Below are 23,209 nucleotides of genomic sequence, written 5' to 3'. Positions count from 1 at the left end.
CTCAGGTGAGGATGGACTCGGAGGGGCGGGGGAGCGGCATGGATAACTGCGACGTCAATGGGGTGAGCCTCGGCGTCGAGGAGTTCGGCGAGGCTGATGCGCCGCTGGTTCTCTGTCTCGGCGCTCCGACGATGCTGTCCTGGCCCGATGCCCTGTGCGTGCAGCTGGCTGCGCAGGGACGCCACGTCGTGCGCTGCGACCTTCGCGATGCCGGAGCTTCGAGCCATGGTGACCTCGAATCACCGGACTACACTCTGCGGGACCTCGCCGCCGATGCCGCCGAGCTCGCTCGGGCCTTCGACGGCCGACCCGCTCATCTGGCGGGAATCGGCATCAGCGGAATGGTTGCGCAGGTCGCGGCTCTCGACCATCCGGATGCGTTCTCGGCACTCACTCTCATCGGCACCCGACCGGTAGCGCCCGGGCCCGTCGACGACGATCTGCCGGATCATGATGAGGCCACGATGGGCCCGCTCTTCGCCCGACCGCAGCCGGACTGGACGGACGTCGACTCGGTGGCGGACTTCATGGTCGAAGGTGCGAAGATTCTCGGCGACGACCCCGCGGAGGCCCGCGACGTCGCAGCCCGGATCTGGGGACGGACGCAAGGCGATGACCCGGAGTCTCACTTGGCCGATCAGCTGGGAATGGTGTTCTCCCGCCTCGACTGCCGGCCACGCTGGCGAGAACGACTGCCGCAGCTGCGGGTGCCGACGTTGGTCGTGCACGGTCGACTCGATCCGTTCTTTCCTGTCGGCAATGGAGAGGCGCTCGCACGGGAGATTCCCGGGGCCCGACTGCTGACCCTCGAGAATGCCTCGCGGGCCGTTCCGGCCGCGGACGTCCCTGAGGTCGTCGGCGCGATGGCCGCGCTCTGATCCGTTGCCTGCGCCCTGAGCCCGCACCACCTGGACTCGGGCTTGGGCCGCCTCGGCGACGGAGTCAGTCTGGTCCGATCTCCGAATGCGAGGGCGGGTGTCAGTCGGTGCCAGGCGCGCCTGCGGCGTCGTCGGGTGTCTCGACGATGCGGAGCGGACGCAGCCGCGCCCAGATGAGGAAGACGGCCGCGGCGATGACGAGACCGATCCCGGTCCATAGGTTCGCATCGACCCCGCCGGTGCGCTCGGCTTCGTCGGGAGTGAAGCCGACGATTCCGGCGATCGTGAGGATGATGCCGAAGATCGCCAACAGCGCACCGATGAAGTTGCGGACGTCGAAGGCGCCTGCGGTCTTGGTCTGTTCGTTGGAATTGCTCATGGGAATCACGGGCTCCTTCAGCCGAATGTCACGTTGAGGATGATGACGAGCACCAGGGCGACACCCGCGACGGGCACGGGGCGCTTCCAGAACGGCGCCTTCGGTTCGCCGAGGTCCTCGAAGTCGGACTTCGGGGTCTCCGAGTAGACGAGTCCGCGCAGCTCCGCAGCCGGCTTCGGCGTGGTGAACAGGGTGACGATCACCGACAGGACGATGTCGACGACGAACGCCGTGCTGGCCGCGAGGAATGCGGCACCCTGACCGGGCAGGTCGAGGACTCCGGTCTCGGCGAGGATGAACACGAACACGGCAGACAGCGTGCCGCCGACGAGGCCGACCCAACCGGCGGTCGCCGACATCCGCTTCCAGAACATACCGAGGATGAACGTGGCGAACAGGGGGGCGTTGAAGAAGCCGAACAGCGTCTGCAGGTAGTCCATGAGGTTGGAGAAGTTGCCCGCGATGAGAGCGGTGAAGATCGCCACGACGCAGGCGCCGATCGTCGCCCACCGGCCGATCTTGAGGTAGTAGTCGTCCTCGCGGTCCTTGACCACGTACTGCTGCCACAGGTCGTAGCTGAAGACCGTGTTGAACGCGGAGATGTTCGCGGCCATGCCGGCCATGAACGCGGCGAGCAGGCCGGCGATCGCCACACCGAGGAGACCGTTGGGCAGGACCTCGCGCATGAGCAGCAGGAGCGCATCGTTGTACGTCACGCCCGTCTGTTCGAGCGCGGTCGCCTCGTCGATGGAGGCCGAGATCTCCTTGAACTGCGTCATCTGCGGCACGAGCACCGCGGCGATCATGCCGGGGACGACGACGATGAAGGGGATGAGCATCTTCGGGAACGCGCCGATGATCGGCGTCAGGCGCGCGGCGTTGATCGACTTCGAGGCCATGGCGCGCTGGACCTCGACGAAGTTCGTCGTCCAGTAGCCGAAGGACAGCACGAAGCCGAGGCCGAAGACGATGCCGACGACCGAGAGCACGGGGTTCGAGAAGCCGGAGAGCTGCTCGCCCGGCCAGCTGCTCAGCTGTTCGGCGCCGAGCATTCCGTCATTGCTCACCTTGTCGACGAGTCCGTCCCAACCGCCGACGCGGTTGAGGCCGATGAGGGTGAGCGGCAGGAGAGCTGCGACGATGACGAAGAACTGCAGCACCTCGTTGTAGATGGCCGCGCTCAGCCCGCCGAGGGTGATGTAGGACAGGACGATGGCGGCGGCGACGATGAGGGTGATCCACAGGGGCCAGCCGAGCAGGCGGTTGACGATCGTGCCCAGCAGGAACAGGTTGACGCCGGCGATGAGCAGCTGTGCGACGGCGAACGACAGGGCGTTGACGAGGTGGGCGCCCGTGCCGAAGCGTCTGCGCATGAACTCCGGAACCGACCGGACCTTCGAGCCGTAGTAGAAGGGCATCATCACGACACCGAGGAACAGCATCGCCGGGACCGCGCCGATCCAGAAGTAGTGCATCGTCGGCATGCCGTATTGGGCGCCCGTGGCGGACATGCCCATGATCTCCACGGCGCCGAGGTTGGCCGACACGAACGCGAGAGCCGTGACCCAGGCCGGAAGGCTCCGTCCGGAGAGGAGGAACTCGATGCTCGAGGAGATCCCGCGTTTGGCGAACCACCCGATGCCGAGGACGAAAATGAAGTAGATCGCTATCAGCAGATAGTCGATCCACTGTGCGTCCAAGCGGATTGCTTCCAAGGTTCCTCCATATGCGTCAGTGCACGGCTTCAAAATGCGTCAATGCATGGATGCGTGTGGTGTGCGACACCCGAGTGGACACTTTAGAGGATTGTGAGCCTGATCGCTAGTGATCGAACTTGAACATTTCTGATCGTTTGCCCGGCTGGTCAGACGACCTCGACCTCGACGCCTGCCTCGCGCAGGGCCGTGAGCTCGGATTCAGAGCTCTTCGAATCGGTGATGAGCTGCTGGATCTGTTCGGTCGGGACGGTGAGCACCGACGACCGGAGCCCGACCTTCGTGTGATCGACGAGCGCGGTGACGCGTCCCGCCCCGGCGGCCATCGCCCGATCCGTGTCGGCGACGGGGAACGCCGGCGTCGACAGACCGAAGTCCGCGGCCAGACCGTTGCCGGAGAGGAAGACGGTGTCGGCGCGCAGCCCGAGCAGCTGAGACACCGTGCCGCCGCCGACGAAGGCGCGAATGGAATGGCGCAGCAGACCGCCGACGACGATGACCTCGTTGTCGGGGGAGGAGACCATGGCCTCGGCGACGAGCAGCGAATTCGTCACCACGCGCAGACCCGAACGCGTCACGAGCTCCTTGGCCAACAGCTCGGTCGTCGTTCCCGGCCCGAGCGCCACGACATCGCCGTTGCGCACCTGCGCCGCCGCAGCGCGCGCGATCGCAGTCTTCTCGGCCAGCGCCTGCTCGAGCTTCTCCGCATAGCTCGACTCCCGCGCGCTCGAGGCAAGCACGGCACCGCCATGGGTGCGAATGAGCCTGCCCTCCTCGGCGAGCTGATCGAGGTCACGGCGGATGGTCACGGCCGAGGTGTCGAGCTTCTCCGACAGGGAGGTGATGGAGACGGCGCCGTCTCTCTCGATCGTGTCGACGATGATATTGCGCCTCTGGGCGGCGATCATGGGCCGCTCAGCCGCGCACGAGTGCTTCGGTCAGCGCACGCGCGGCGTCGATGACCGACTTCGCGTGCAGCCGACCCGGCTGGCGGGTGAGCCGGTCGACCGGTCCGGAGATCGAGACCGCGGCGACCACGCGGTTGCTCGGCCCGCGCACGGGGGCCGACACCGAGGCGACGCCGCGCTCGCGTTCGGCGATCGACTGAGCCCAGCCTCGGCGACGGACCCCGGAGAGCATGGTCGCGGAGAACCGGGCACCGCGCAGGCCCGTGTGCAGACGGTCCGGCTCCTCCCAGGCCAGCAGCACCTGAGCGGCAGAGCCGGCGCGCATCGACAGGGTCGCACCGATCGGCACGGAGTCGCGCAGACCCACGGGGCGCTCGGCCGCGGCCACGCACAGACGCAGATCGCCCTGGCGGCGGAAGAGCTGAGCGGACTCACCCGTCTGATCGCGCAGCTGACCCAGAACGGGCCCGGCCGCGGCCAGCAGGCGGTCCTCGCCGGCGGCCGAGGACAGCTCGGCCAGGCGCGGCCCGAGGACGAAGCGTCCCTGCAGGTCGCGGCCGACGATGCGGTGGAATTCAAGGGCAACAGCCAGGCGGTGGGCAGTGGGGCGTGCCAGTCCGGTCAGCGTCACCAACTCGGCGAGAGAGGCGGGGCCGGCCTCAAGTGCGGAGAGAACCATTGCGGCCTTGTCGATGACCCCGACGCCGCTACCATTGCTTGTCATAGGCACCATTGTGCGCGTCTCAGTGGGCGAGATGCAAGTTCGCATTGCGATACGGGCGAGTAGATTTCGAATACGCACTCACTCCAGTGCGCACATCGCAATTCATCGACGCGCCGTACCTCGGCCCGTCAGGTCTACATCGGGTGCAGAGATCCCTGCACCGGCGGGAGGAACCATGCCACGCACATTGGCCGAGAAGGTCTGGGCCGATCACGTCGTCTCACGAGGTGTTGACGGTGCGCCGGACCTTATCTACATCGACCTCCACCTCGTCCACGAGGTGACCAGCCCGCAGGCCTTCGACGGACTCCGACTCGCCGGGCGCCCCGTGCGCCGCCCCGACCTCACCATCGCCACCGAGGACCACAACACCCCAACGTGGGACATCGACAAGCCGATCGCCGAACCCACCTCGGCCACGCAGATCAACACGCTGCGCAAGAACGCTGAGGAATTCGGCATCCGCCTGCACAGCCTCGGCGATGCCGACCAGGGCATCGTCCACGTCGTGGGACCGCAGCTGGGCCTGACCCAGCCGGGCACCACCGTCGTCTGCGGCGACTCGCACACCTCCACCCACGGCGCCTTCGGTGCGCTCGCCTTCGGTATCGGCACCTCCGAGGTCGAACACGTGCTCGCCACCCAGACGCTGAGTATCAAGCCCTTCAAGACGATGTCGATCACCGTCGACGGCGATCTGCCCGAGGGCTCGAGCGCCAAGGACATCATCCTCGCGATCATCGCGAAGATCGGCACCGGCGGGGGACAGGGCTACGTGCTCGAATACCGCGGTTCGGCCATCCGCCAGCTGTCGATGGAAGCCCGGATGACGATCTGCAACATGTCGATCGAAGCCGGCGCCCGCGCCGGAATGGTCGCCCCCGATGAGACGACCTTCGACTACGTCAAGGGCCGACCGCATGCCCCCGAGGGCGAAGACTGGGACGCGGCCGTCGAGTACTGGAAGACCCTGTACACCGACGAAGGCGCGGAATTCGACGCCGAGGTGGTCCTCAAGGCCGAAGACATCGAACCGTTCGTCACGTGGGGCACGAACCCCGGCCAGGGCCTGCCGCTGTCGGCTTCCGTGCCCAGCCCCGACGACTTTCATGATGAGAACGACAAGGCGGCCGCAGCCAATGCGCTGGCCTATATGGGGCTGACCCCGGGCACGCCGCTGCGCGAGATCGAAGTCGACACCGTCTTCCTCGGCTCCTGCACGAACTCCCGGATCGAAGATCTCCGGGCCGCCGCCGAGGTGGTCCGCGGACGCAAGAAGGCCGAGAACGTCCGCTTCATGGTCGTCCCCGGCTCCGCGAAAGTCCGCCTCCAGGCCGAAGACGAGGGCCTCGACGTCATCTTCAAGGACTTCGGCGGCGAATGGCGCTTCGCCGGCTGCTCGATGTGTCTGGGCATGAACCCCGACCAGCTGGCCGACGGCGAACGCTGCGCCTCGACCTCGAACCGCAACTTCGAGGGCCGCCAGGGCAAGGGCGGACGCACCCACCTGGTCTCCCCGCTCGTGGCCGCGGCCACCGCAGTGCGCGGCACCCTGTCCTCACCGGGTGACGTCGCCGACCTCCCGCGGGACGCCGAACCCGTGGAATGGGCCGACGACCGCCTGTCCCTGACCCTGACGCCCGTCTCGACGAACGACTGAAGTAGGAGGAGACCGCCATGGAAGCGTTCACCACCCACACCGGCATCGGCGTTCCTCTGCGCCGATCCAATATCGACACCGACCAGATCATCCCCGCGAAGTTCCTCAAGCGCGTCACCCGCACGGGCTTCGAAGACGCCCTGTTCTACCGCTGGCGGACCAGTGACGACTTCGTCCTCAACGACCCGAACTTCGCGTCCGGCTCCGTCCTCGTCGCCGGCCCCGATTTCGGCACCGGATCCTCGCGTGAACACGCCGTCTGGGCGCTCAAGGACTATGGCTTCCGCGTCGTCCTGTCCTCTCGCTTCGGCGACATCTTCCGGGGCAACTCCGGCAAGGAGGGCCTGCTGGCCGCCCAGCTGGAACAGGCCGACATCGAACTGATCTGGAAGATCCTCGAGAACCATCCCGGCACCCCGATCACCGTGGATCTGAACGAGAAGACCGTGACATGCGACACCGTCACCGTGTCCTTCCAGATCGACGACTACACGCGCTGGCGCCTGCTCGAAGGTCACGACGACATCAGCCTCACCCTGGCCAGGGAAGACGAGATCGTCGCCTACGAATCCTCCCGCTTCGCCTTCAAGCCCACGACCCTGCCCGCCAAGGTCTGACCCTCGCCGAGGCGGCCCACCGCCGCCATCGGACCCCCACCGAGGCGGCCCGCCGCCACGGTCGGACGCGACCTCGGCGCCGGCTCAAGCGAATCGGTGGGATACCGTCGGCTGGGTTAGTCTAGGACGGTGCCCGCCGCAATCAGCGGGCACCGTCTCCGGGTGGAAGCCCGCCCGGATCCGATCATCGGAATCAGGGAGGAACATGCTCGAAGTACGTGGGGGAAACCCGCTGGACGGCACCGTCCGCGTCCGCGGCGCCAAGAACCTGGTGCCCAAGGCGATGGTGGCCTCTCTGCTCGGCGAGACCCCGTCCGTGCTGCGCGGCGTGCCCCAGATCCGCGACGTCGAGATCGTCACCGGACTCCTCGAACTCCACGGAGTCCGCGTCACCTCCGGCCCCGACGGAGACCAGCCCGACGGCGAACTCCATCTCGACCCGGCCGAAGTGGCTCAGGGCTCGATCGTCGACATCGACGCCCACGCCGGATCCTCACGTATCCCGATCCTCTTCTGCGGACCTCTCCTGCACAGCCTCGGCCAGGCATTCATCCCCGACCTCGGCGGCTGCCATATCGGCGACCGCCCCATCAACTTCCACCTCGATGTGCTCCGCAAGTTCGGAGCCGAGGTCGACAAGACCCCCGGCGGCATCATGCTCAAGGCGCACAGCCGCCTGCAGGGAACCAAGGTCGAACTGCCCTATCCCTCCGTCGGAGCCACCGAACAGGTGCTGCTGACGGCGGTGCGCGCCGAAGGCGTGACCGAGCTGCGGGGTGCGGCCATCGAACCGGAGATCATGGATCTCATCGCGCTGCTGCAGAAGATGGGCGCGATCATCACCGTCGACACCGAGCGTGTGGTGCGCATCGAAGGCGTCGACACCCTCCGTGGGTTCATCCACCGCGCCCTGCCCGACCGCAACGAGACCGCGTCCTGGGCCTCGGCGGCACTCGCCACCGGCGGAGACATCTTCGTCGCAGGCGCCAGCCAGCCGGAGCTCATCACCTTCCTCAACGTCTTCCGCAAGATCGGCGGCGAATTCGAGGTGCAGGAGAACGGCATCCGCTTCCGCCATCCCGGCGGCAAACTCCGATCCTTCGCGTTGGAGACCGACGTCCACCCCGGCTTCATGACCGACTGGCAGCAGCCGCTGGTCGTCGCGATGACTCAGGCCGAGGGGCTGTCGATCATCCATGAGACCGTGTACGAGAACCGGTTCGGCTTCACCGACGCCCTGCGTGATATGGGTGCGCAGATCCAGCTCTACCGCGAATGCCTCGGCGGCACCCCCTGCCGCTTCGGGAGGCGGAACTACCAGCACTCGGCCGTGATCTCGGGGCCCACCGGCCTCACGGGCACCCGCATCGACGTCCCCGATCTGCGCGGCGGCTTCAGCCACCTCATCGCCGCGCTGGCCGCCCGTGGCACGAGCGAAGTCCATGGCATCGAACTCATCAACCGCGGCTACGAGAACTTCCTCGACAAGCTCATCGGACTCGGCGCCGAGGTGTCCGCATGAGGGCTGAACCCTCGCCCCGGGCCGCCCACGAGCCGAAGCCCCTCGTCGCGTTCGACCCCGCCTCGGTGCGCTCGCAGAACCGGGCGGGCACCGTCGCCGCCACGGCGGCCTTCGGACTCATGCGCACGGCCACGAGGATGAGCGTGCGGGGGACCGAGCACCTGCCGCCGGCCGGGACGGGCATCATCGCCGCCGCGTACCACGCCAACCATCTCGACCCGATCCTCGTGGGACTGGCGCTCAAGCGCCACGGACGGATGCCGCACTTCCTCGCGAAGTCGACACTGTTCACAGGTGCCCTGGGCGTCATCCTCAAGCGCATCGGGCAGATCCCGGTGCTGCGCGCCTCGGCGCAGGCCGGGGACTCCCTGGCATATGCGAAACAGGCCCTGGCCAACGGGCAGACCGTCGTCATCTATCCCGAGGGCACCTTGACGAAGGACCCGCAGCTGTGGCCGCAGCACTTCAAGACCGGCACCGCTCGGCTGGCGCTCGAGACCGGAGCCCCGATCATCCCCGTCGCCCATTGGGGACTGGACACGGTCTACCCGCGCGGACAGAAGAAGGTCCGCTTCCGTCCCTTCAGCCACGACTCGGTCGTCGCCTTCGGTCCCGCCATCGACTATTCGGATCTGTGGGATCGCCGGGATGAGAAGAAGACGATGGGCGACCTCTCCCAACGAGTGAAGAACACCGTGGCGGCGATGGTGGCCGAACTGTCCGAACGCGAACTGCCGCAGCGTTTCACAGCTAAGGAGTCTGGCGAATGAGCGTCGACAAGATCACCGTCCTCGGAGCCGGATCGTGGGGAACCACCTACGCCGCGGTCATCGCCGACGCCGGTTTCCCCGTCACCCTGTGGGCTCGCCGCCCCGAGGTCGCCGCGGAGATCAACTCCACGCACACCAATGAGCGCTATCTGGGCGAACGGGTTCTGCCCGAGGGGCTGAGCGCCACCCCTGACGACATCGCCGCCGTCACCGATGCCGAGGTCATCGTCCTCGCCGTCCCCGCCCAGACCCTGCGGGAGAACCTCACCCGCTGGAAGCCGCACCTGCGTGAGGGGGTGAAGCTCGTGAGCCTGATGAAGGGCATCGAGGTCGACACAGGAAAGCGCATGTCCGAGGTCATCGCCGAGGTCGCCGAGGTCGCCGAATCCCAGATCGCCGTCGTCTCGGGCCCGAACCTCGCCCGTGAGATCGCCGACCGGCAGCCCACCGCCACCGTCGTCGCCTCGTCCGACATCACCACCGCCGAGGTGGTCGCGGAGATCAGCGCGAACGCGTACTTCCGGCCGTATACGAACACCGATGTCGTCGGCGTCGAGATCGGCGGTGCGATCAAGAACATCATCGCCCTGTCCGTGGGCATCGCCGACGGGCAGAAGCTCGGCGACAACTCGAAGGCCTCGATCATCACCCGCGGTCTCGCCGAAACCTCTCGCCTGGCCGCGGCCATGGGCGCCGAGGCGCACACTCTGTCCGGGCTCGCCGGACTCGGCGACCTCGTGGCCACCTGCGCCTCGCCCCTGTCACGCAACCGCACCTTCGGGCGCCACCTCGGTGAGGGAATGAGCCTCGAGGACGTCATCGCCCACACCTCACAGACAGCCGAGGGTGTGAAATCCGCCCCCGCCGTCCTCTCCCTGGGCCGACGCAACGGCGTCGACCTGCCCATCACCGAGGCGGTCTGCGCAGTGCTGAACGGACAGCTGCAGGTTGACGAACTCGCCGGATTGCTGTTGTCTCGGAAACGTAAGCACGAAGGACCGCCAGCCTGAGGCGAAGCCCGTCTCAGGCCGATCGCTGGACAATAAGGAGCACCCATGAGCGCCAACTCACCGTTCTTCAACCTTCCCGAACTTCCGACCTTCACGCTGACCAGCACCGACATCGACGACGGTGGAGTGCTCAGCGGCCCCCAGCTCTCCGGCGCCATGGGCGTGCCCGGCGGTGAGGACGTCTCCCCGCAGCTGTCGTGGTCCGGTTTCCCAGCAGAGACCAAGGCCTTCGCCGTGACCTGCTATGACCCCGACGCTCCGACGGGGTCGGGCTTCTGGCACTGGGTCGTCACGGACCTCGACGCCTCGGTGACGAGCCTGGAGGCCAATGCCGGCGATCCGGCCGCCGACCTCCTGCCCGGCGGAGCCGTGACTCTGCGCAACGATGCCGGCGAACCCCGCTTCGTCGGTGCCGCCCCGCCGCAGGGCCACGGACCGCACCGTTACTTCTTCATCGTCACCGCTCTGGCCGAACCGCTGGGCATCGACGAATCCGCGTCACCTGCCTTCGCCGGCTTCAACATGTTCTTCAAGGGCATCGGCCGCGCGTGGCTGGAATGCACGTTCGAGGTCAAGTGAGCTAGAGTCTTTCAGTCCGCGCACACCTGACCTTCTGTGCGCACCCCGTGTCCGGTCCCAGTGCGCGGGAGTACCAGTTCAAAGGAAACTCATGGCAGACAACGATCACCGGCCCCGTGTCGCAGTCCTCTTCGGAGGCCGTTCGAGTGAGCACTCCGTCAGCTGCGTCACCGCGGCCGGAGTGATCGGTGCCATCGACTCCCAGGCCTTCGACGTCCTGCCGATCGGCATCACGAAGACCGGCGTGTGGCGAGTCGTCGACGACTGGGCGAGCATGCGCTTCGATCCCGAAGCCATGCCCGAAGTCACGGACGACGGCACCGAGGTGATTCCTCCGGTCTCCGCCGACGGGGCTCCTTTGCTGCACCGGGATGCCGAGGGCACCTACACCGAACTGGGTGCGGTCGACGTGTTCTTCCCTCTCCTGCACGGACGCTTCGGTGAGGACGGAACCCTGCAGGGACTGTTCGAACTCAGCGACACGGCGTTCGTCGGCTCCGGAGTGTTCTCCTCCGCTGCGAGCATGGACAAACACTTCACGAAGTCGCTCATGGCTCAGGCCGGCATCCCCACCTGCCCGTGGGAGCTTGTGACCGAGACGATGTGGGCCGCAGACCGCGCCGAGGCGGAGAACCGTGTGGCCGGGCTCGGCCTGCCCGTCTTCGTCAAACCCGCCCGCGCCGGATCGTCCATGGGAGTCAGCCGGGTCGCCGAGGCCGCCGACCTCGAAGCCGCCCTGCTCGGTGCCTTCGAACACGACTCCAAAGTCATCGTCGAACCCGAAGTCAGCGGCCGTGAGGTCGAATGCGCCGTGCTCGGTTCCGTCTATGACACGGAGCTGCGCGTGTCCGCACCGGGGGAGATCCGCGTGAGCGGAGATCATTCCTTCTACGATTTCGATGCCAAGTACCTCGACCTCGCCGCCGCTGAGGTCACGTGTCCGGCCGACCTCGACGAGACGGTGACGGCCCGGGTTCGGGAGCTGGCCGCCTCGGTGTTCCGCCTCTTCGACTGCACCGGACTCGCCCGCGTCGACACTTTCGTCACGGACACCGGAGACGTCGTCATCAACGAACTCAACACCCTGCCCGGGTTCACCCCCACCTCGGCGTACCCGTTCATGTGGGCGCAGTCGGGACTCGACTACTCCGAACTCATCGGCGAACTCATCTCGATCGCCCTGATCGACCACTCCCGCGCGAAGTGAGGCGCCCGCCGCGGCGCAATCGCGTCCGCGGCGGGCGGGCTCTAGTCGGTGATGTCCTCCGCGCCGACGCATTCGTGCTCCGGCGGGATCTTCGACAGTGTCGGTGAGATCGCGGCGAGCACATCGTTGCCGGACTCGGCCTTGCGGTTGACGAGCACCTCGACGGCCGGTGTGCGACCGTAGCTGGTGAACCTCCACGTCGAATCGTCGTCGTCCACCGGCTTCGAGATCCAGTCGACCCCGGACACGCTCACGCACTGATCGGTCGTCGGGCCGGGAGGAGTGACTCCGCAGCGCAGCACCGCGACATTGGGATCTCCCCACGCCTTCGTGCCCTGCGAAGAGGTCGTGCGAGCCTTCTGACCAGAGATCTCATCGGGAAGGGTGAGCATGATGTCGGCACACTTCGGATTCGCCGCGTCCTCGGCCGGTTCGACGATGACGGTGCGCGAACACCCGGTGACTGCGAGTCCGGTGAGCACCGTGGCCAATGCGACGACGGTGAGAGAACGACGACGGTGCGCGGGTTGGGCGTTACGGCGCGTCGAAGCAGAGCGAGATCTCATAGGACTACCGTATCGCCCGATAACCTGGAGCCATGACCCGACTGTCCGAACTTGGCGAATCACACATCATCTCCCGCGTGCTCACCCGCAATCCCAGCAGCACGCACGTGATCGTCGGACCCGGAGACGATGCGGCCGTGACCGCACCGGACGGTCGGCTCGTCTCGACGGCGGACATGCTCGTGGAGAACGAGGACTTCACCCGTGAGTGGTTGGACTGGGGGCGGCTCGGAGTCAAGGCAGCGGCCCAGAACCTCGCCGACGTCTGCGCCATGGGTGCGACCCCGCACGGACTGCTCGTGTCCCTGGCCGTTCCCGATGACACGGACATCGCCTGCCTCGAGGCCCTGTACGCCGCTCTCATCGACGAAGCGGCACGAGCGGGGACGGCTTTGGACTGCACCGTGCCGATCATCGGCGGGGACCTGTCCTCGTCGAGCCTCATCGTCATCGCCATCACCGCGCTCGGGACGGTGGACGAAGACCACGAGATCCTGCGCTCCGGTGCCCAACCCGAAGACGCGCTCTACCTGGCCGGGACCGTCGGGCGAGCGGCCGCCGGGCTCGACCTGCTCTTCGCCGGAGCGCGACGCGACACCGTCGGACCTGAGCTCCGCTCCCTCATCGAGACCCAACTGGCGCCACGGCCCGACTACGCGGCACTGGCCACGATCGGAGCCTCGGCGATGATCGACGTCTCCGACGGACTCAGCCTCGACCTCGCCCGAGTGGCGACCGCCTCGGGGGTGGGAATCGACCTCGAGTCGGCCCTGCTCCGCGACCTCATCGACCCGCTGCTGCCGGCGGCCGAATTCGTGCTCGACGCCCGAGCGGCGAGTGGGCCAGGCGATGCGAACGGTACGGCCGGTACGGCCACGACGGCGGAGGACCTGGCACTGTCCTGGGTCCTCGACGGGGGAGAAGACCACGGCTTCGCCGCGTCGGCGCCGTCGCGTCAGGACCCTGGAGTAGGCTGGCGGAGAATCGGAGCGATCCGCACCGGAGACGATGTCAGCCTCGACGGCACCCCCGTGCCGGCGAGCGGTTTCAGCCATTTCGGGAAGTGACATGAGCAACGCCATCAGCCTCAACGGTCGTCTGGCCGCGCGCTGGGCCCGCCGCGCGGTCGACCGGCTGCGCAAGGAGCGCACCGAGATCGACGAGCTCAACGTCTTCCCCGTCCCCGACGGCGACACGGGCACGAACATGTACCACACCCTGCGCGCCGCCTACCTCGCCGTCGAAGAGCTCACCGGACCCGTCACCCTCCCCCAGGTCGTCGCCGCACTCGCCGCCGGAGCCGGACGCGGCGCCCGCGGCAACTCCGGACTCATCCTCGCCGTCGCCCTGCAGGGAGTCGCCGATGCCCTGGCCGGGGTCACCGTGGCCACCGCCGACGCCATGGCCACCGCCCTGGAGACCGCCTCCGACCGGGCCCGGGCCGCCGTCGCCCGCCCCGTCGACGGCACCATGCTCACCGTGCTCGACGCCATGGCCACCGAGGCCCGCGAGCGCGCCGACGACGGAGCCGAGCTGATCGACGTCATCGCGGCCGTGCGCGAACGCTCCCGGTCGGCCCTGCGGGAGACCACCGGACAGCTCACCGTGCTGCGCGAGGCCGAGGTCGTCGACGCCGGATCGACGGGAATCGTCGAACTCTTCGACCTCCTCTACGCCACCGTCACCGGCCGCACCCCGCAGGATTCGATGCTCGCCGAGGTGGCCCGCGCACCGAAGATCATCCACGAAGCCACCGCGGACGAACTCGAGATCGTCGCCATCCTCGCTGATACCCCCGCGGACTCGCTCGCCGAGGATCTCGACCGCCTCGGCGGGACCTCCATCGTCATCAACGCGGCCAAGGTCCACGTCCACGTCGCCGACGAGACGACCGCCGCGACCGTCATCGACCGCCTCGGCGAATATGGGATCGCCCGGCTCGATATGGAAGACCTGCGGATGCACGAGCAGGAAGGGGAGACGAAGCTCATCGCCCTGGTCAAGGGCACGGGGCTGCTCATGCACACTGCGCTCAACGGAGCCACGGCGCTGACTCCGGAGGTGGGGGACCTGTTCGAGACGATGTCCGAACTCGTCGCCGCCGAGGACCGGGAGGTCATCGTCATCCCCGGCTCCACCTCGGCGCTGAAGTCCCTGACCGGGCTGGGCGCGCATGTCGTGCGCTCCCGCAACGTCGGCACCCTGCTCTCGGCACTGGCCGTCTACGATCCCTTTGCTCCGGCGGCGGAGATCTTCGCGGACATGACCGAAGCCGCCGCGGGCACGAGAGTGGGCACGATCTATTCGGCCGATCAGCTCGCCTCCGACCCGCCGACCGGCATGCTGCCGGTCGTTGCCGAGGAGAGCGCGGGCGCGGGTCCGGGCACGGGTGCTGGCCCGAGCGGGGGCACGGCGGTGGCGGCTCATCCGGCGCAGTTCTACCGGGTCTTCATCGAAGGCCGCGCGAAGACCCAGAGCACGGAGCTGCGGACCTTGGTCGAGAAGCTCGCCGATCGGCTGCTCGGGGCCGGGGGAGAGCTGCTCACCGTCGTTTACGGACCCGACTGCGCACCCGAAGTGCTCGACCATCTGCGGGACTGGATCCAGAAGTCACATGAGACCGTCCACTTCCAGGACATCGCTGCCCGAGACTCCGGGGTGCTCGTGATCATGGGGGTCGAATGAGGACCCGGCTCGAAGACAACTTCCGGCCGGCCGATCGGAAGAACCTGGCCCAGCGTGGGGTCCATTCGGTCACCGACCTCTTCCGCTTCTTTCCCCGTCGCTACCTCGTGCCGGGGGAGCACACGGAGCTCGGAGATCTGCCGCTGGGTGAGACCGCGATCATCCAGGCCGAAGTCATCAAGGTCGAGACGCGGCGGATGAAGCAGCGGAAAGGCACGATCACCGAAGTCATCGTCCATGACGGAACACAGTCGATGAAGATTGCGTTCTTCAACCAGCATTGGTTGGGGAAGGCGCTGAAGCCGGGACTGACCGTCGTCTTCGGCGGCAAGGTGGAATCGTTCCGTGGGCAGCTGACCCTGGCGTCTCCGGTGTGGCTCAACCGCACCGAGGATGACCATGAGTGGACTCCCGAGGACCTCAACTCGCCGTTCCCCATCTACCCGGCCGTGAAAAAGATCGCGCAGTCCCGGCTGTGGAGTTCGATCAAGACCCTGCTCACCGTCGCCGGTCCCGAGGAGTTCGAGGATCCGCTGCCGAAGGGGCTGCGGGACGCTCATGAGCTGCCGGATCTGCGCACCGCGCTGGAGGACATGCATCGGCCGCGGACGATCGATGACGTCGAGCGGGCCCGGCTGCGGTGGAAGTGGGAAGAAGCGCTCGCCCTGCAGACCGAGTTCGCCGCCCGAAAGGCGAAGCTGGCTGACGAGAAGGCGACACCGCTGCTGACCCAAGGCGCGAAGAGTCGCCGCTTCGATGCAGACCTGCCCTTCACTCTCACCGCATCCCAGATCAGAGTGGGTGAGGAGATCGCTGAGGACATGGCCGCGGACCGGCCGATGCACCGGCTCCTCCACGGTGATGTCGGCTCCGGTAAGACCCTCGTGGCGCTGCGGGCTATGCTCACCGCGGTCGATTCCGGCGCCCAAGCCGCCATGCTCGCACCCACCGAGGTGCTCGCCACTCAGCATTTCCATTCGATCCAGACTTTCCTCGACGAGCAGATGGCGCTGTCTCCGCTGCTGTCCGATGATGATCAGGTGACAGTGGCGCTGATGACCGGGTCGATGCCGGCGAAGGAGCGTCGCGAACTCGCCCTCGACCTCGTCGCCGGCAACATCGACCTCGTCGTCGGCACGCATGCGCTGCTGTCGGAGTCGACGATGTTCTCCGACCTCGGCCTCATCGTCGTCGACGAACAGCACCGGTTCGGTGTCGAACAGCGGGAAGCGCTGCGGGCCAAGGGCGGGGACACGACCCCGCATACGCTCGTGATGTCGGCGACGCCGATCCCGCGCACCGTGGCGATGACGGTCTTCGCCGACCTCGACATCTCGACTTTGAAGGAGATGCCGGCCGGTCCGAAGGACATCGCCACTCATGTGGTGCCGATCGTCGACCATCCTGCATGGTACGTCCGGGTGCGGGAGCGCATGCGGCAGACCGTCGAGGCGGGGAAGGGAGTCTTCGTCGTCTTCCCGCGAATCGAACCGACGGACATCGAGGATCCGGAATCCGGGGACGTCGTCGGACAGAAGCAGGGCATCGAGGACATCACGCGGAAGCTGTCTGAGACCCCGGAATTGGCTGGTCTGACGTTCGGTCTGCTGCACGGGCGGATGTCGACGGCGGAGAAGGACCGGGTGCTTGCGGACTTCGTCGGAGGCGACATCGAGATCCTCGTCTCGACGACGGTCATCGAGGTCGGCGTCGACGTGGCGCGGGCGACGATGATGGTCATCATCGAAGCCGAGAACTTCGGTGTCGCACAGCTGCACCAGCTGCGCGGACGCGTCGGCCGTGACGGCAGCTCTGCCATGTGCTTCCTGCTCACCGAGATGAGCGCTGAGGATGAGAGCTATGGACGGCTGCAGGCCGTGGCCGAGACGCTCGACGGATTCGCCCTGGCCGAATACGACCTCGACTCCCGCGGCGAAGGCGATGTGCTCAGCGGCTCCCAATGGGGCGGATCCTCGCTGCGGCATCTGTCCATCCTCCGCGACTCCGAGATGGTTGCCGAAGCGAAGACGATCGCCGAGCAGATCGTCGCCGTCGACCCCACCCTCGAGGCGGTGCCTGCGCTCAAGGCCTTCATCAGGCGCGTCCTGCCCGAGGACGACGCGCACTTCATCGAGGCAGGCTGAGGAGGCAGACATGAGAATCATCGCCGGAGCACACAAGGGCGCCAGACTGTCGTCACCGTCGGGTGCGAACACCCGACCGACGTCCGACCGGGTCAAGGAGTCCCTGTTCTCCATGCTCGACGGCTACGGGGTCGTGCCGGCCGCGAACGTCCTCGACCTCTTCGCCGGTTCCGGAGGGCTGGGCTTCGAAGCGATGTCGCGGGGAGCCGCACAGGTTGACTTCGTCGATTCCTCGCTCGCTTCGATCCGCTCGCTGCAGGCCAATGCGGACAAGCTCGGCCTCGACCACTCCGCGACAGTCCACGCCGGGGACGTGCTCCACTTCCTTGCCGGGCTGCCCGGACCGGAGAATCCGGAGTCGCGGGTCTTCGACCTCGTGTTCATGGACCCGCCCTACCCGTTGGGGGAAGACGCTGTCACGCAGATCCTCAGGCGTCTGCGCACACACCTGGACATGGAGTCCATCGTCGTCGTCGAACGTGCCGCGCGCTCGCCGGAGCCGATGATGCCCGACGGGCTCGAAGTCTTCCGCGCGAAGACCTTCGGCGAGACCGCGATCCACTTCGTCCAGCTCGCCGGCGAGGCGGACTGATCTATCAGCTTGGTGAACCTGCAGCAGCTCGGCGCAGGGACCAAGCTGCTGCAGGTTCACCAAGCTGGCACTGAAGTTTCAGGGCTCAGAGCACGCTGGAGAGGAACTTGCGGGTGCGTTCGTGCTGCGGGTTGTTGAAGATCTGATCCGGCGGACCCTCCTCGAGCACCTGACCGCCGTCGAACATCATCACCCGGTGTGAGACGTCGCGGGCGAACTGCATCTCGTGGGTGACGAGCAGCATCGTGATGTCCGTGGTCTCGGCGATATCGCGCAGCACTTCGAGCACGTCGCCGACGAGTTCCGGGTCGAGCGCCGAGGTGACCTCGTCGAGGAGGAGGATCTCCGGGTTCATCGCCAGGGCCCGGGCGATCGCCACACGCTGCTGCTGACCGCCGGAGAGGCGAGTCGGGTGCGCCTCGGCCTTGTCGGCCAGGCCCACGCGTTCGAGCAGCTCCTTGGCTTCTTTGGTCGCGTCGGCCTTGGACTTGCCGAGCACGTGGACGGGGGCTTCGATGATGTTCTCGAGCACGGTCATGTTCGGGAACAGGTTGAACTGCTGGAAGACCATGCCGATGCGCGTGGTCATCTCACGGGTGCGCTTCTTCGGCAGCTCGACCCGCTTGCCGTCGCGCTCTTCGAACGTCAGCGGCTGACCGTCGACGAAGATGTATCCGCCGGTGAGCTCTTCAAGTGTCATCACCAGGCGCAGGATCGTCGTCTTGCCCGAACCGCTGGGTCCGATGAGGGTGACGCGTTCGCCGGGAGCGACCGTGAAGTTGAGATTCTTGAGCACGGTGGTCGGACCGAAGCTCTTCTCCACGTCGGTGAACTCGATCGCCGGTGTGCCGGGGTTGGGCGATGTGGCTGGGGTGTTCTCAGTAGGTGGCAAGGCGTCGATCCAATCTCTGAATGAGCAGTGAGGTCGGGTAGCTGGCGGCGAGGAAGATGATTCCGGCCAGCGTGAAGGCTTCCGTGTAGGCGAAGGTCGAACCGCCGAACTCCTTCGCAGCCGTGACGAGCTCGACGACGGAGATCGCGAACAGGAACGGTGTGTCCTTGAACATCGCGACCGCGTAGTTGCCCAGCGACGGGATGGTTGCCCGCAGCGCCTGCGGGAGCACGATCGCGGTGAACGTGCGCACCGGCGGCAGCGACAGGGCGGTGGCCGCCTCGAACTGTCCCGGCGGCACCGCATCGATTCCGGCTCGGTAGCTTTCGGACATGTAGGTCGAATAGTGGATGCCGATGACGATGAAGCCGACGACGAGAGCCGGGATATCGACGAGCCCCGGGATGTCCGAGAACGCGTAGTAGACGAACAGCAGCTGGACGACCAGCGGGGTGTTGCGGATGAACGCGACGATGAGACGGACGAGCCAGTTGATCCACCGTGGCAGTCCGCGGATGGCGACGGCGAGGATGAGGCCGAGGATCGCGGCGATGACGGTGCCGACGACGGTGGCGATGAGCGTGTTGACGAACCCGCGCAGCAGGATCGGCAGCGCTTCGGCGGCGAATTCCCAGTTCCAGATCACAGGTTGCCTCCCTGACCGGAGAAGGGTCCCTTGGTGGGATCCGTGCCGGTGCCGTGGTTGGCACCCTCATTCGCTGCAGCGTGCGAGGCGAGCCGGTCGCGGCGCACGGCATCGGCGCGAGCCGCACGCCTGGCGTCGCGACGATCGGTGCGCGAGTTCGGGCGCCTGCGACCCAGCGCAGCTGTGGCCCTGCGTTCGAGGAAGTTCATGAATTCCTGGAGCAGCCAGGCCAGCACGAAGTAGATGAGGAGACCGATCGAGAACGCGAACATCGTGTCACCGGTCGACTGGCGCAGCTGGCCGACCTTGTCGGTGAGGTCGGAGAGAGTGATGAAGGAGACGACCGCCGTGCCCTTGAGGAGTTGGATGAGCAGGGTTGCGATCGAAGGGATCATGAGCGCCCAGGCCTGCGGGAAGATCACACGGATCATCCGGCGGGTGGGGGAGAGGCTGAGTGCGATCGCGGCTTCCCACTGCCCGGGGGCCACGGTCTTGATGGAGGACCGGACCACCTCGGCGGAATAGGCTCCGTAGTTGAGCGCCAGCGCGCCGATGCCACAGGCCATGGGGTCGAGGTCGGCGCCGAGGAGCGGCAGCACGTAGAACAGCCAGAACAGCTGGACGAGCAATGAGGTGCCGCGGAAGAATTCGACGATGATGCGCGCCGGGATGCGCAGCCAGGCACTCGGCGAGGTCATCGTCAGACCCAGGATGAGGGCGATGAGCACGGCCCCGATGCTGCCGAGAACCGTGAGGATGATGGTTGTCTGAACTCCCTCCCACAGCTGTGGGAGGAAGTTCAGCAACGTCGTGATGTTGTCGTTCATGGTGCTGGAGTAGGTGCCGACTCAGGAGTCAGCGGTGGGAAGTTCGCCCTTGCACAGCTGATCGGTCGTGATCGAACCGTCGGGGCGCTCCTCGGCCGTGAACCCGTAGTCGCCGACAGCGTCGAGGTAGGCGTCCTCGTCGGAGATGATCTTGTCCAGCCCCTTGTTCCACTCGTCGCGGAGTTCGTCGTCATCGGTGCGGAAGACTGTGGCGCCGGCACCGACCTGCGGGACCCCGTCGATCTCCTGGACGAAGGATTCGCTGACTTCGACACCGGCATCGGCGTTGTTCTTCGCCATCCAGTTGAGCGAGATGGCGGTCAGCGCAAAGACGTCGGCGCGACCGGTGGTCACTGCGTCCATGCCGTCCTGCGGGGTGCCGACCTGCTGGGTCTTGATGCCGAGGTCTTTCGCATAGTCGGACTCGATGGCGCCGGTCATGGTGGCGAGCTTGACGCCTTTGTCCTTGACGTCGTCGAGGTTCTTCATGCCGTCGAGCTTGCCCTCCTTGGTCATGAGGGCGGTGGTGTACATGAACTCGGGATCGCCGAAGGCGGCCTGCTCGCAGCGGTCGGGCAGGATCGACATACCGGCCGAGATCGCGTCGAAGCGATCGGCGTTGAGACCGGGGATGAGGGATCCGAATTCGGTGTTGACGCCTTCGACGTCGTCGACGCCGAGCTCCTTGAACACGGCCTTCGCCAGGGAGACGGAGGCGCCCTGGAGCTCACCGCCCTCTTCGAAGCTGTATGGGGCCTCACCGGCGAAGCCGACAGTGATCTTTCCGTCGTCGATGGCCTTCTGCAGAGTCGACTTGTCCGAGTCGCTTCCGCCGCAGGCACCCAGTGTGAGCGTCAGCGCGAGGATCGAAGTCGCGGCGGCCAGTCCTTTGAGTTTCATATGCTGTTCCTTCCTTGAACGTCGACACATCAACGTGACGTGCGTCTCTGGAACAGTATTCAATACTCATGTTGTCCGAATGTCACACTGTCTGACAACGTTATATGATCGTGACCGTGACGAATTCTCCTACTTCCGAGCTGCCGGTGCTGCGCAAAGTGGTCCGGGCCTCGACGATCGACCTCATCGTCGACCAGATCCGCAACGCCATCTACTCCGGGTCGCTCGAGCCCGGTCAGTCGATCAACGAAGTGCGCACGGCCGAGCTGCTCGAGGTGTCACGGCCGTCTCTGCGGGAGGCCCTGCAGCGACTCATCAGCGAAGGCGTGATGACCCATGCTCCGGGGCGAGGTGTACATGTGAGGCGGATGCGCACCGCCGATATCGACGATGTCTATGCCGTGCGCGAGGCCATCGAATCGCAGGCGGTCAAGCTCGTCATCAGGCAGGGTCGGTCCACGTCACGGATCGGTACGGCGCTGCGAGAGCTCGAGCACGCCATCGAGGACAACGTCGCGCGCACGATCGGCGACGCCGACCTCAACTTCCACCATTCGATCGTCGCGTGCTCCGGATCGGCGCGGCTGACCGACCTCATGAAGGTCTCGATGGTCCACACCCGGCTGCTGTCGCTGTCCGATAAGCGCGGCTACGAGGTCCGGTGCGATCTCGGCGACAGCCACCGCAAACTCGCCGAGGCGGTCGCCGCCGGTGACGAGCCCCGTTCCCTGGCCATCGTCGCGCGGATCATGGCCGAGGCCGCCTCCCGACTGCACGGGCCCGGTGACGGTTTCGACGCTCGGCTCGTCAGAGGCCACGACGATGAGTCGCCCGCCGACGACCAGTGGCTGCGACTGCGCGAGCGGACGCAGTAGGCCATCACTTCCGCAGGCGGCTCCGGGGTTCTGCGCAAAGGCGGCCGAGTCCTCACGTCCGGATATGGCGTACCGTAGAAACAGGCAACGTTGCTTCATTCCGGACGGAGGTGCCCGTGACTGCGCGAACGAGTTCGAGTTACTGGTCCTTTGCCACAAGGGCCTGGCTCATCACCGTCGCAGGCATTGTGATCGGACTCCTGGGCGCGTGTTTCGTCATGGTCGCGTGGGCGGTGATCATGGTCTGGTTCGGCATCATCTACATCATCGCCTTCACCCTGGCGCTGGTCATCGTGCTGCTTGTGCCGACGAAGACCCGCGACGAGTCGCGGGCGGCGCGACAGTTCTGGTGGTTCGTGGCAGTCAGTGCGATCGCAGTGGTCCTGACTCTGATCTACTCTGCAGTCAACGGTGCGCTCTTCAGCGGCACTCCGACCGGTACGGTAGTCGCGATCCAGTTGGCTCACTCGGGGATCTTCATCGTCGCCTCGGTCCTCGTCGCAGTGGTCTGCACTGTGGTGCGGGCGCGCAGGGCCGTTCGGCTCGAGCGCTCACACCCCGAGACCACACGCGCCTGATCGGGGCAGACGATACGATGAGGGCATGAAGGTCGTCTGCCCCGGTTCCTATGACCCGATCACCATGGGTCATCTCGATATCATCGCCCGCAGCTCTCGGATGTTCGAAGAGGTCGTCGTTGCGGTCGTCCACAATCCTTCGAAGTCCGGTCGCTTCGACCCGGAGGTCCGCGCGGACCTCATCCGTCGATCCCTGACCGAGGACGAACGCACTCAGGGCGCACAGAACATCACGATCGATCTCGTCTCCGGAGGCCTCCTCGTCGACTACTGCACGAGAATCGGCGCCCCCGCCGTCGTCAAAGGCCTGCGCTCGGGCACCGACTTCGCCTACGAACTGCCGATGGCGCTGATGAACAAACACCTGTCCGAGCTCGAGACGATCTTCGTCCCCGGCGACCCGAAGTTCGAACACGTCTCCTCCTCACTCATCAAGGAAGTCCACGGAGGCGGCGGGGACATCGAAGGCCTCGTCCCCACCTCGGTGCTCGACGCCCTGCGGGGAGACATTCCCGGCGACGGCGCTCGCTGAGGG

The 23,209-nt window shown here is 66.5% G+C and carries 24 protein-coding genes; 15 read left to right on the top strand and 9 right to left on the bottom strand.

All coding sequences use genetic code 11. The features are described from left to right. The first annotated feature begins 38 nt into the window (after nt 1-38). Nucleotides 39-878, top strand: coding sequence for an alpha/beta hydrolase (locus HF684_RS12385; protein WP_169252712.1), 840 nt, complete (start codon nt 39-41; stop codon nt 876-878). A 100-nt stretch (nt 879-978) separates the two neighbouring features. On the opposite strand, the gene HF684_RS12380 is transcribed toward HF684_RS12385, so the two are convergent. The 4 genes from HF684_RS12380 to HF684_RS12365 all read right to left on the bottom strand — a co-directional run bounded on the left by HF684_RS12380 (nt 979) and on the right by HF684_RS12365 (nt 4,604). Continuing rightward, a complete protein-coding gene (locus HF684_RS12380) occupies nt 979-1,257 on the bottom strand; it encodes a hypothetical protein (protein ID WP_169252711.1) in 279 nt (92 codons plus the stop codon). 17 nt (nt 1,258-1,274) lie between these two features. Then, nucleotides 1,275-2,972 carry a sodium:solute symporter family protein gene (locus tag HF684_RS12375; protein WP_169252710.1) on the bottom strand — a complete coding sequence of 566 codons (1,698 nt, stop codon included), beginning with the start codon at nt 2,970-2,972 and terminating at the stop codon, nt 1,275-1,277. 149 nt (nt 2,973-3,121) lie between these two features. Then, the gene (locus HF684_RS12370; RefSeq protein ID WP_169252709.1) at nt 3,122-3,880 is read right to left on the bottom strand and encodes a DeoR/GlpR family DNA-binding transcription regulator; all 759 of its coding nucleotides are present in this window, start codon (nt 3,878-3,880) and stop codon (nt 3,122-3,124) included. Between the two features lie 7 nt (nt 3,881-3,887). Continuing rightward, nucleotides 3,888-4,604 (bottom strand): IclR family transcriptional regulator, encoded by a 717-nt coding sequence (locus HF684_RS12365; protein WP_025777351.1) that lies wholly within the window; start codon nt 4,602-4,604, stop codon nt 3,888-3,890. Between the two features lie 175 nt (nt 4,605-4,779). On the opposite strand from HF684_RS12365, the gene leuC reads away from it, so the two are divergent. The 7 genes from leuC (at nt 4,780) to HF684_RS12330 (ending at nt 11,969) form a co-directional block, all read left to right on the top strand. Further along, nucleotides 4,780-6,264 (top strand): 3-isopropylmalate dehydratase large subunit, encoded by a 1,485-nt coding sequence (leuC, locus tag HF684_RS12360; RefSeq protein ID WP_169252708.1) that lies wholly within the window; start codon nt 4,780-4,782, stop codon nt 6,262-6,264. Between the two features lie 17 nt (nt 6,265-6,281). Beyond that, nucleotides 6,282-6,881: a 3-isopropylmalate dehydratase small subunit gene (gene leuD / locus HF684_RS12355; protein ID WP_169252707.1), complete on the top strand. Its 600-nt coding sequence runs from the start codon at nt 6,282-6,284 to the stop codon at nt 6,879-6,881. A 205-nt stretch (nt 6,882-7,086) separates the two neighbouring features. Further along, entirely contained in the window at nt 7,087-8,403 is a 1,317-nt protein-coding gene (murA, locus tag HF684_RS12350; RefSeq protein WP_169252706.1) for a UDP-N-acetylglucosamine 1-carboxyvinyltransferase, read from the top strand. Beyond that, nucleotides 8,400-9,173, top strand: coding sequence for a lysophospholipid acyltransferase family protein (locus tag HF684_RS12345; RefSeq protein ID WP_169252705.1), 774 nt, complete (start codon nt 8,400-8,402; stop codon nt 9,171-9,173). Before murA ends, HF684_RS12345 begins: the two co-directional genes overlap by 4 nt. Further along, nucleotides 9,170-10,183 (top strand): NAD(P)H-dependent glycerol-3-phosphate dehydrogenase, encoded by a 1,014-nt coding sequence (locus HF684_RS12340; protein WP_169252704.1) that lies wholly within the window; start codon nt 9,170-9,172, stop codon nt 10,181-10,183. The genes HF684_RS12345 and HF684_RS12340 overlap by 4 nt, the downstream gene beginning before the upstream one ends. 45 nt (nt 10,184-10,228) lie before the next feature. After that, nucleotides 10,229-10,762, top strand: a complete 534-nt coding sequence (locus HF684_RS12335; protein ID WP_025777345.1) for a YbhB/YbcL family Raf kinase inhibitor-like protein — start codon at nt 10,229-10,231, stop codon at nt 10,760-10,762. Between the two features lie 91 nt (nt 10,763-10,853). After that, complete coding sequence (locus HF684_RS12330; protein WP_169252703.1) at nt 10,854-11,969, top strand: D-alanine--D-alanine ligase family protein; 1,116 nt, start codon at nt 10,854-10,856, stop codon at nt 11,967-11,969. A gap of 41 nt (nt 11,970-12,010) precedes the next feature. Here HF684_RS12330 and HF684_RS12325 read toward each other — a convergent pair whose 3' ends face one another. After that, on the bottom strand, nt 12,011-12,535 hold the full coding sequence (locus tag HF684_RS12325) for a DUF3515 domain-containing protein (RefSeq protein ID WP_169252702.1): 525 nt from the start codon (nt 12,533-12,535) through the stop codon (nt 12,011-12,013). 32 nt (nt 12,536-12,567) lie between these two features. Here HF684_RS12325 and thiL point away from each other — a divergent pair, with 32 nt between their 5' ends. Genes thiL through rsmD form a run of 4 tightly spaced genes read left to right on the top strand, consistent with a single transcriptional unit; the run spans nt 12,568 to nt 17,956 of the window. Further along, nucleotides 12,568-13,602, top strand: coding sequence for a thiamine-phosphate kinase (thiL, locus tag HF684_RS12320; RefSeq protein WP_169252701.1), 1,035 nt, complete (start codon nt 12,568-12,570; stop codon nt 13,600-13,602). 1 nt (nt 13,603) lies between these two features. After that, nucleotides 13,604-15,220, top strand: coding sequence for a DAK2 domain-containing protein (locus HF684_RS12315; protein WP_169252700.1), 1,617 nt, complete (start codon nt 13,604-13,606; stop codon nt 15,218-15,220). After that, nucleotides 15,217-17,364 carry an ATP-dependent DNA helicase RecG gene (locus HF684_RS12310; RefSeq protein WP_169252699.1) on the top strand — a complete coding sequence of 716 codons (2,148 nt, stop codon included), beginning with the start codon at nt 15,217-15,219 and terminating at the stop codon, nt 17,362-17,364. Before HF684_RS12315 ends, HF684_RS12310 begins: the two co-directional genes overlap by 4 nt. A 10-nt stretch (nt 17,365-17,374) precedes the next feature. Further along, entirely contained in the window at nt 17,375-17,956 is a 582-nt protein-coding gene (gene rsmD / locus HF684_RS12305; protein WP_169252698.1) for a 16S rRNA (guanine(966)-N(2))-methyltransferase RsmD, read from the top strand. An 85-nt stretch (nt 17,957-18,041) separates the two neighbouring features. Here the strand turns inward: rsmD and ehuA are convergent, their stop codons facing one another. The 4 genes from ehuA to ehuB are packed head-to-tail and all read right to left on the bottom strand — an operon-like array spanning nt 18,042 to nt 21,221. Next, nucleotides 18,042-18,848, bottom strand: coding sequence for an ectoine/hydroxyectoine ABC transporter ATP-binding protein EhuA (ehuA, locus tag HF684_RS12300; protein WP_169252697.1), 807 nt, complete (start codon nt 18,846-18,848; stop codon nt 18,042-18,044). Next, on the bottom strand, nt 18,835-19,494 hold the full coding sequence (ehuD, locus tag HF684_RS12295) for an ectoine/hydroxyectoine ABC transporter permease subunit EhuD (RefSeq protein ID WP_169252696.1): 660 nt from the start codon (nt 19,492-19,494) through the stop codon (nt 18,835-18,837). Before ehuD ends, ehuA begins: the two co-directional genes overlap by 14 nt. Next, nucleotides 19,491-20,321: an ectoine/hydroxyectoine ABC transporter permease subunit EhuC gene (ehuC, locus tag HF684_RS12290; RefSeq protein WP_169252695.1), complete on the bottom strand. Its 831-nt coding sequence runs from the start codon at nt 20,319-20,321 to the stop codon at nt 19,491-19,493. The genes ehuD and ehuC overlap by 4 nt, the downstream gene beginning before the upstream one ends. Nucleotides 20,322-20,342: 21 nt before the next feature. Beyond that, complete coding sequence (gene ehuB, locus HF684_RS12285; RefSeq protein ID WP_169252694.1) at nt 20,343-21,221, bottom strand: ectoine/hydroxyectoine ABC transporter substrate-binding protein EhuB; 879 nt, start codon at nt 21,219-21,221, stop codon at nt 20,343-20,345. A 116-nt stretch (nt 21,222-21,337) separates the two neighbouring features. On the opposite strand from ehuB, the gene HF684_RS12280 reads away from it, so the two are divergent. The 3 genes from HF684_RS12280 (at nt 21,338) to coaD (ending at nt 23,206) form a co-directional block, all read left to right on the top strand. Continuing rightward, the gene (locus tag HF684_RS12280) at nt 21,338-22,096 is read left to right on the top strand and encodes a GntR family transcriptional regulator (protein ID WP_169252693.1); all 759 of its coding nucleotides are present in this window, start codon (nt 21,338-21,340) and stop codon (nt 22,094-22,096) included. 116 nt (nt 22,097-22,212) lie between these two features. After that, nucleotides 22,213-22,674 carry a hypothetical protein gene (locus HF684_RS12275; RefSeq protein ID WP_169252692.1) on the top strand — a complete coding sequence of 154 codons (462 nt, stop codon included), beginning with the start codon at nt 22,213-22,215 and terminating at the stop codon, nt 22,672-22,674. A gap of 25 nt (nt 22,675-22,699) precedes the next feature. Beyond that, nucleotides 22,700-23,206 carry a pantetheine-phosphate adenylyltransferase gene (coaD, locus tag HF684_RS12270; protein WP_169252691.1) on the top strand — a complete coding sequence of 169 codons (507 nt, stop codon included), beginning with the start codon at nt 22,700-22,702 and terminating at the stop codon, nt 23,204-23,206. The last annotated feature ends 3 nt before the right edge of the window (nt 23,207-23,209 follow it).

The sequence above is a fragment of the Brevibacterium sp. 'Marine' genome, assembly GCF_012844365.1.
Taxonomy (GTDB): Bacteria; Actinomycetota; Actinomycetes; order Actinomycetales; family Brevibacteriaceae; genus Brevibacterium.
Note: the sequence above shows the minus strand (reverse complement) of the source record. Positions and strands in the feature narration are given on the sequence as shown.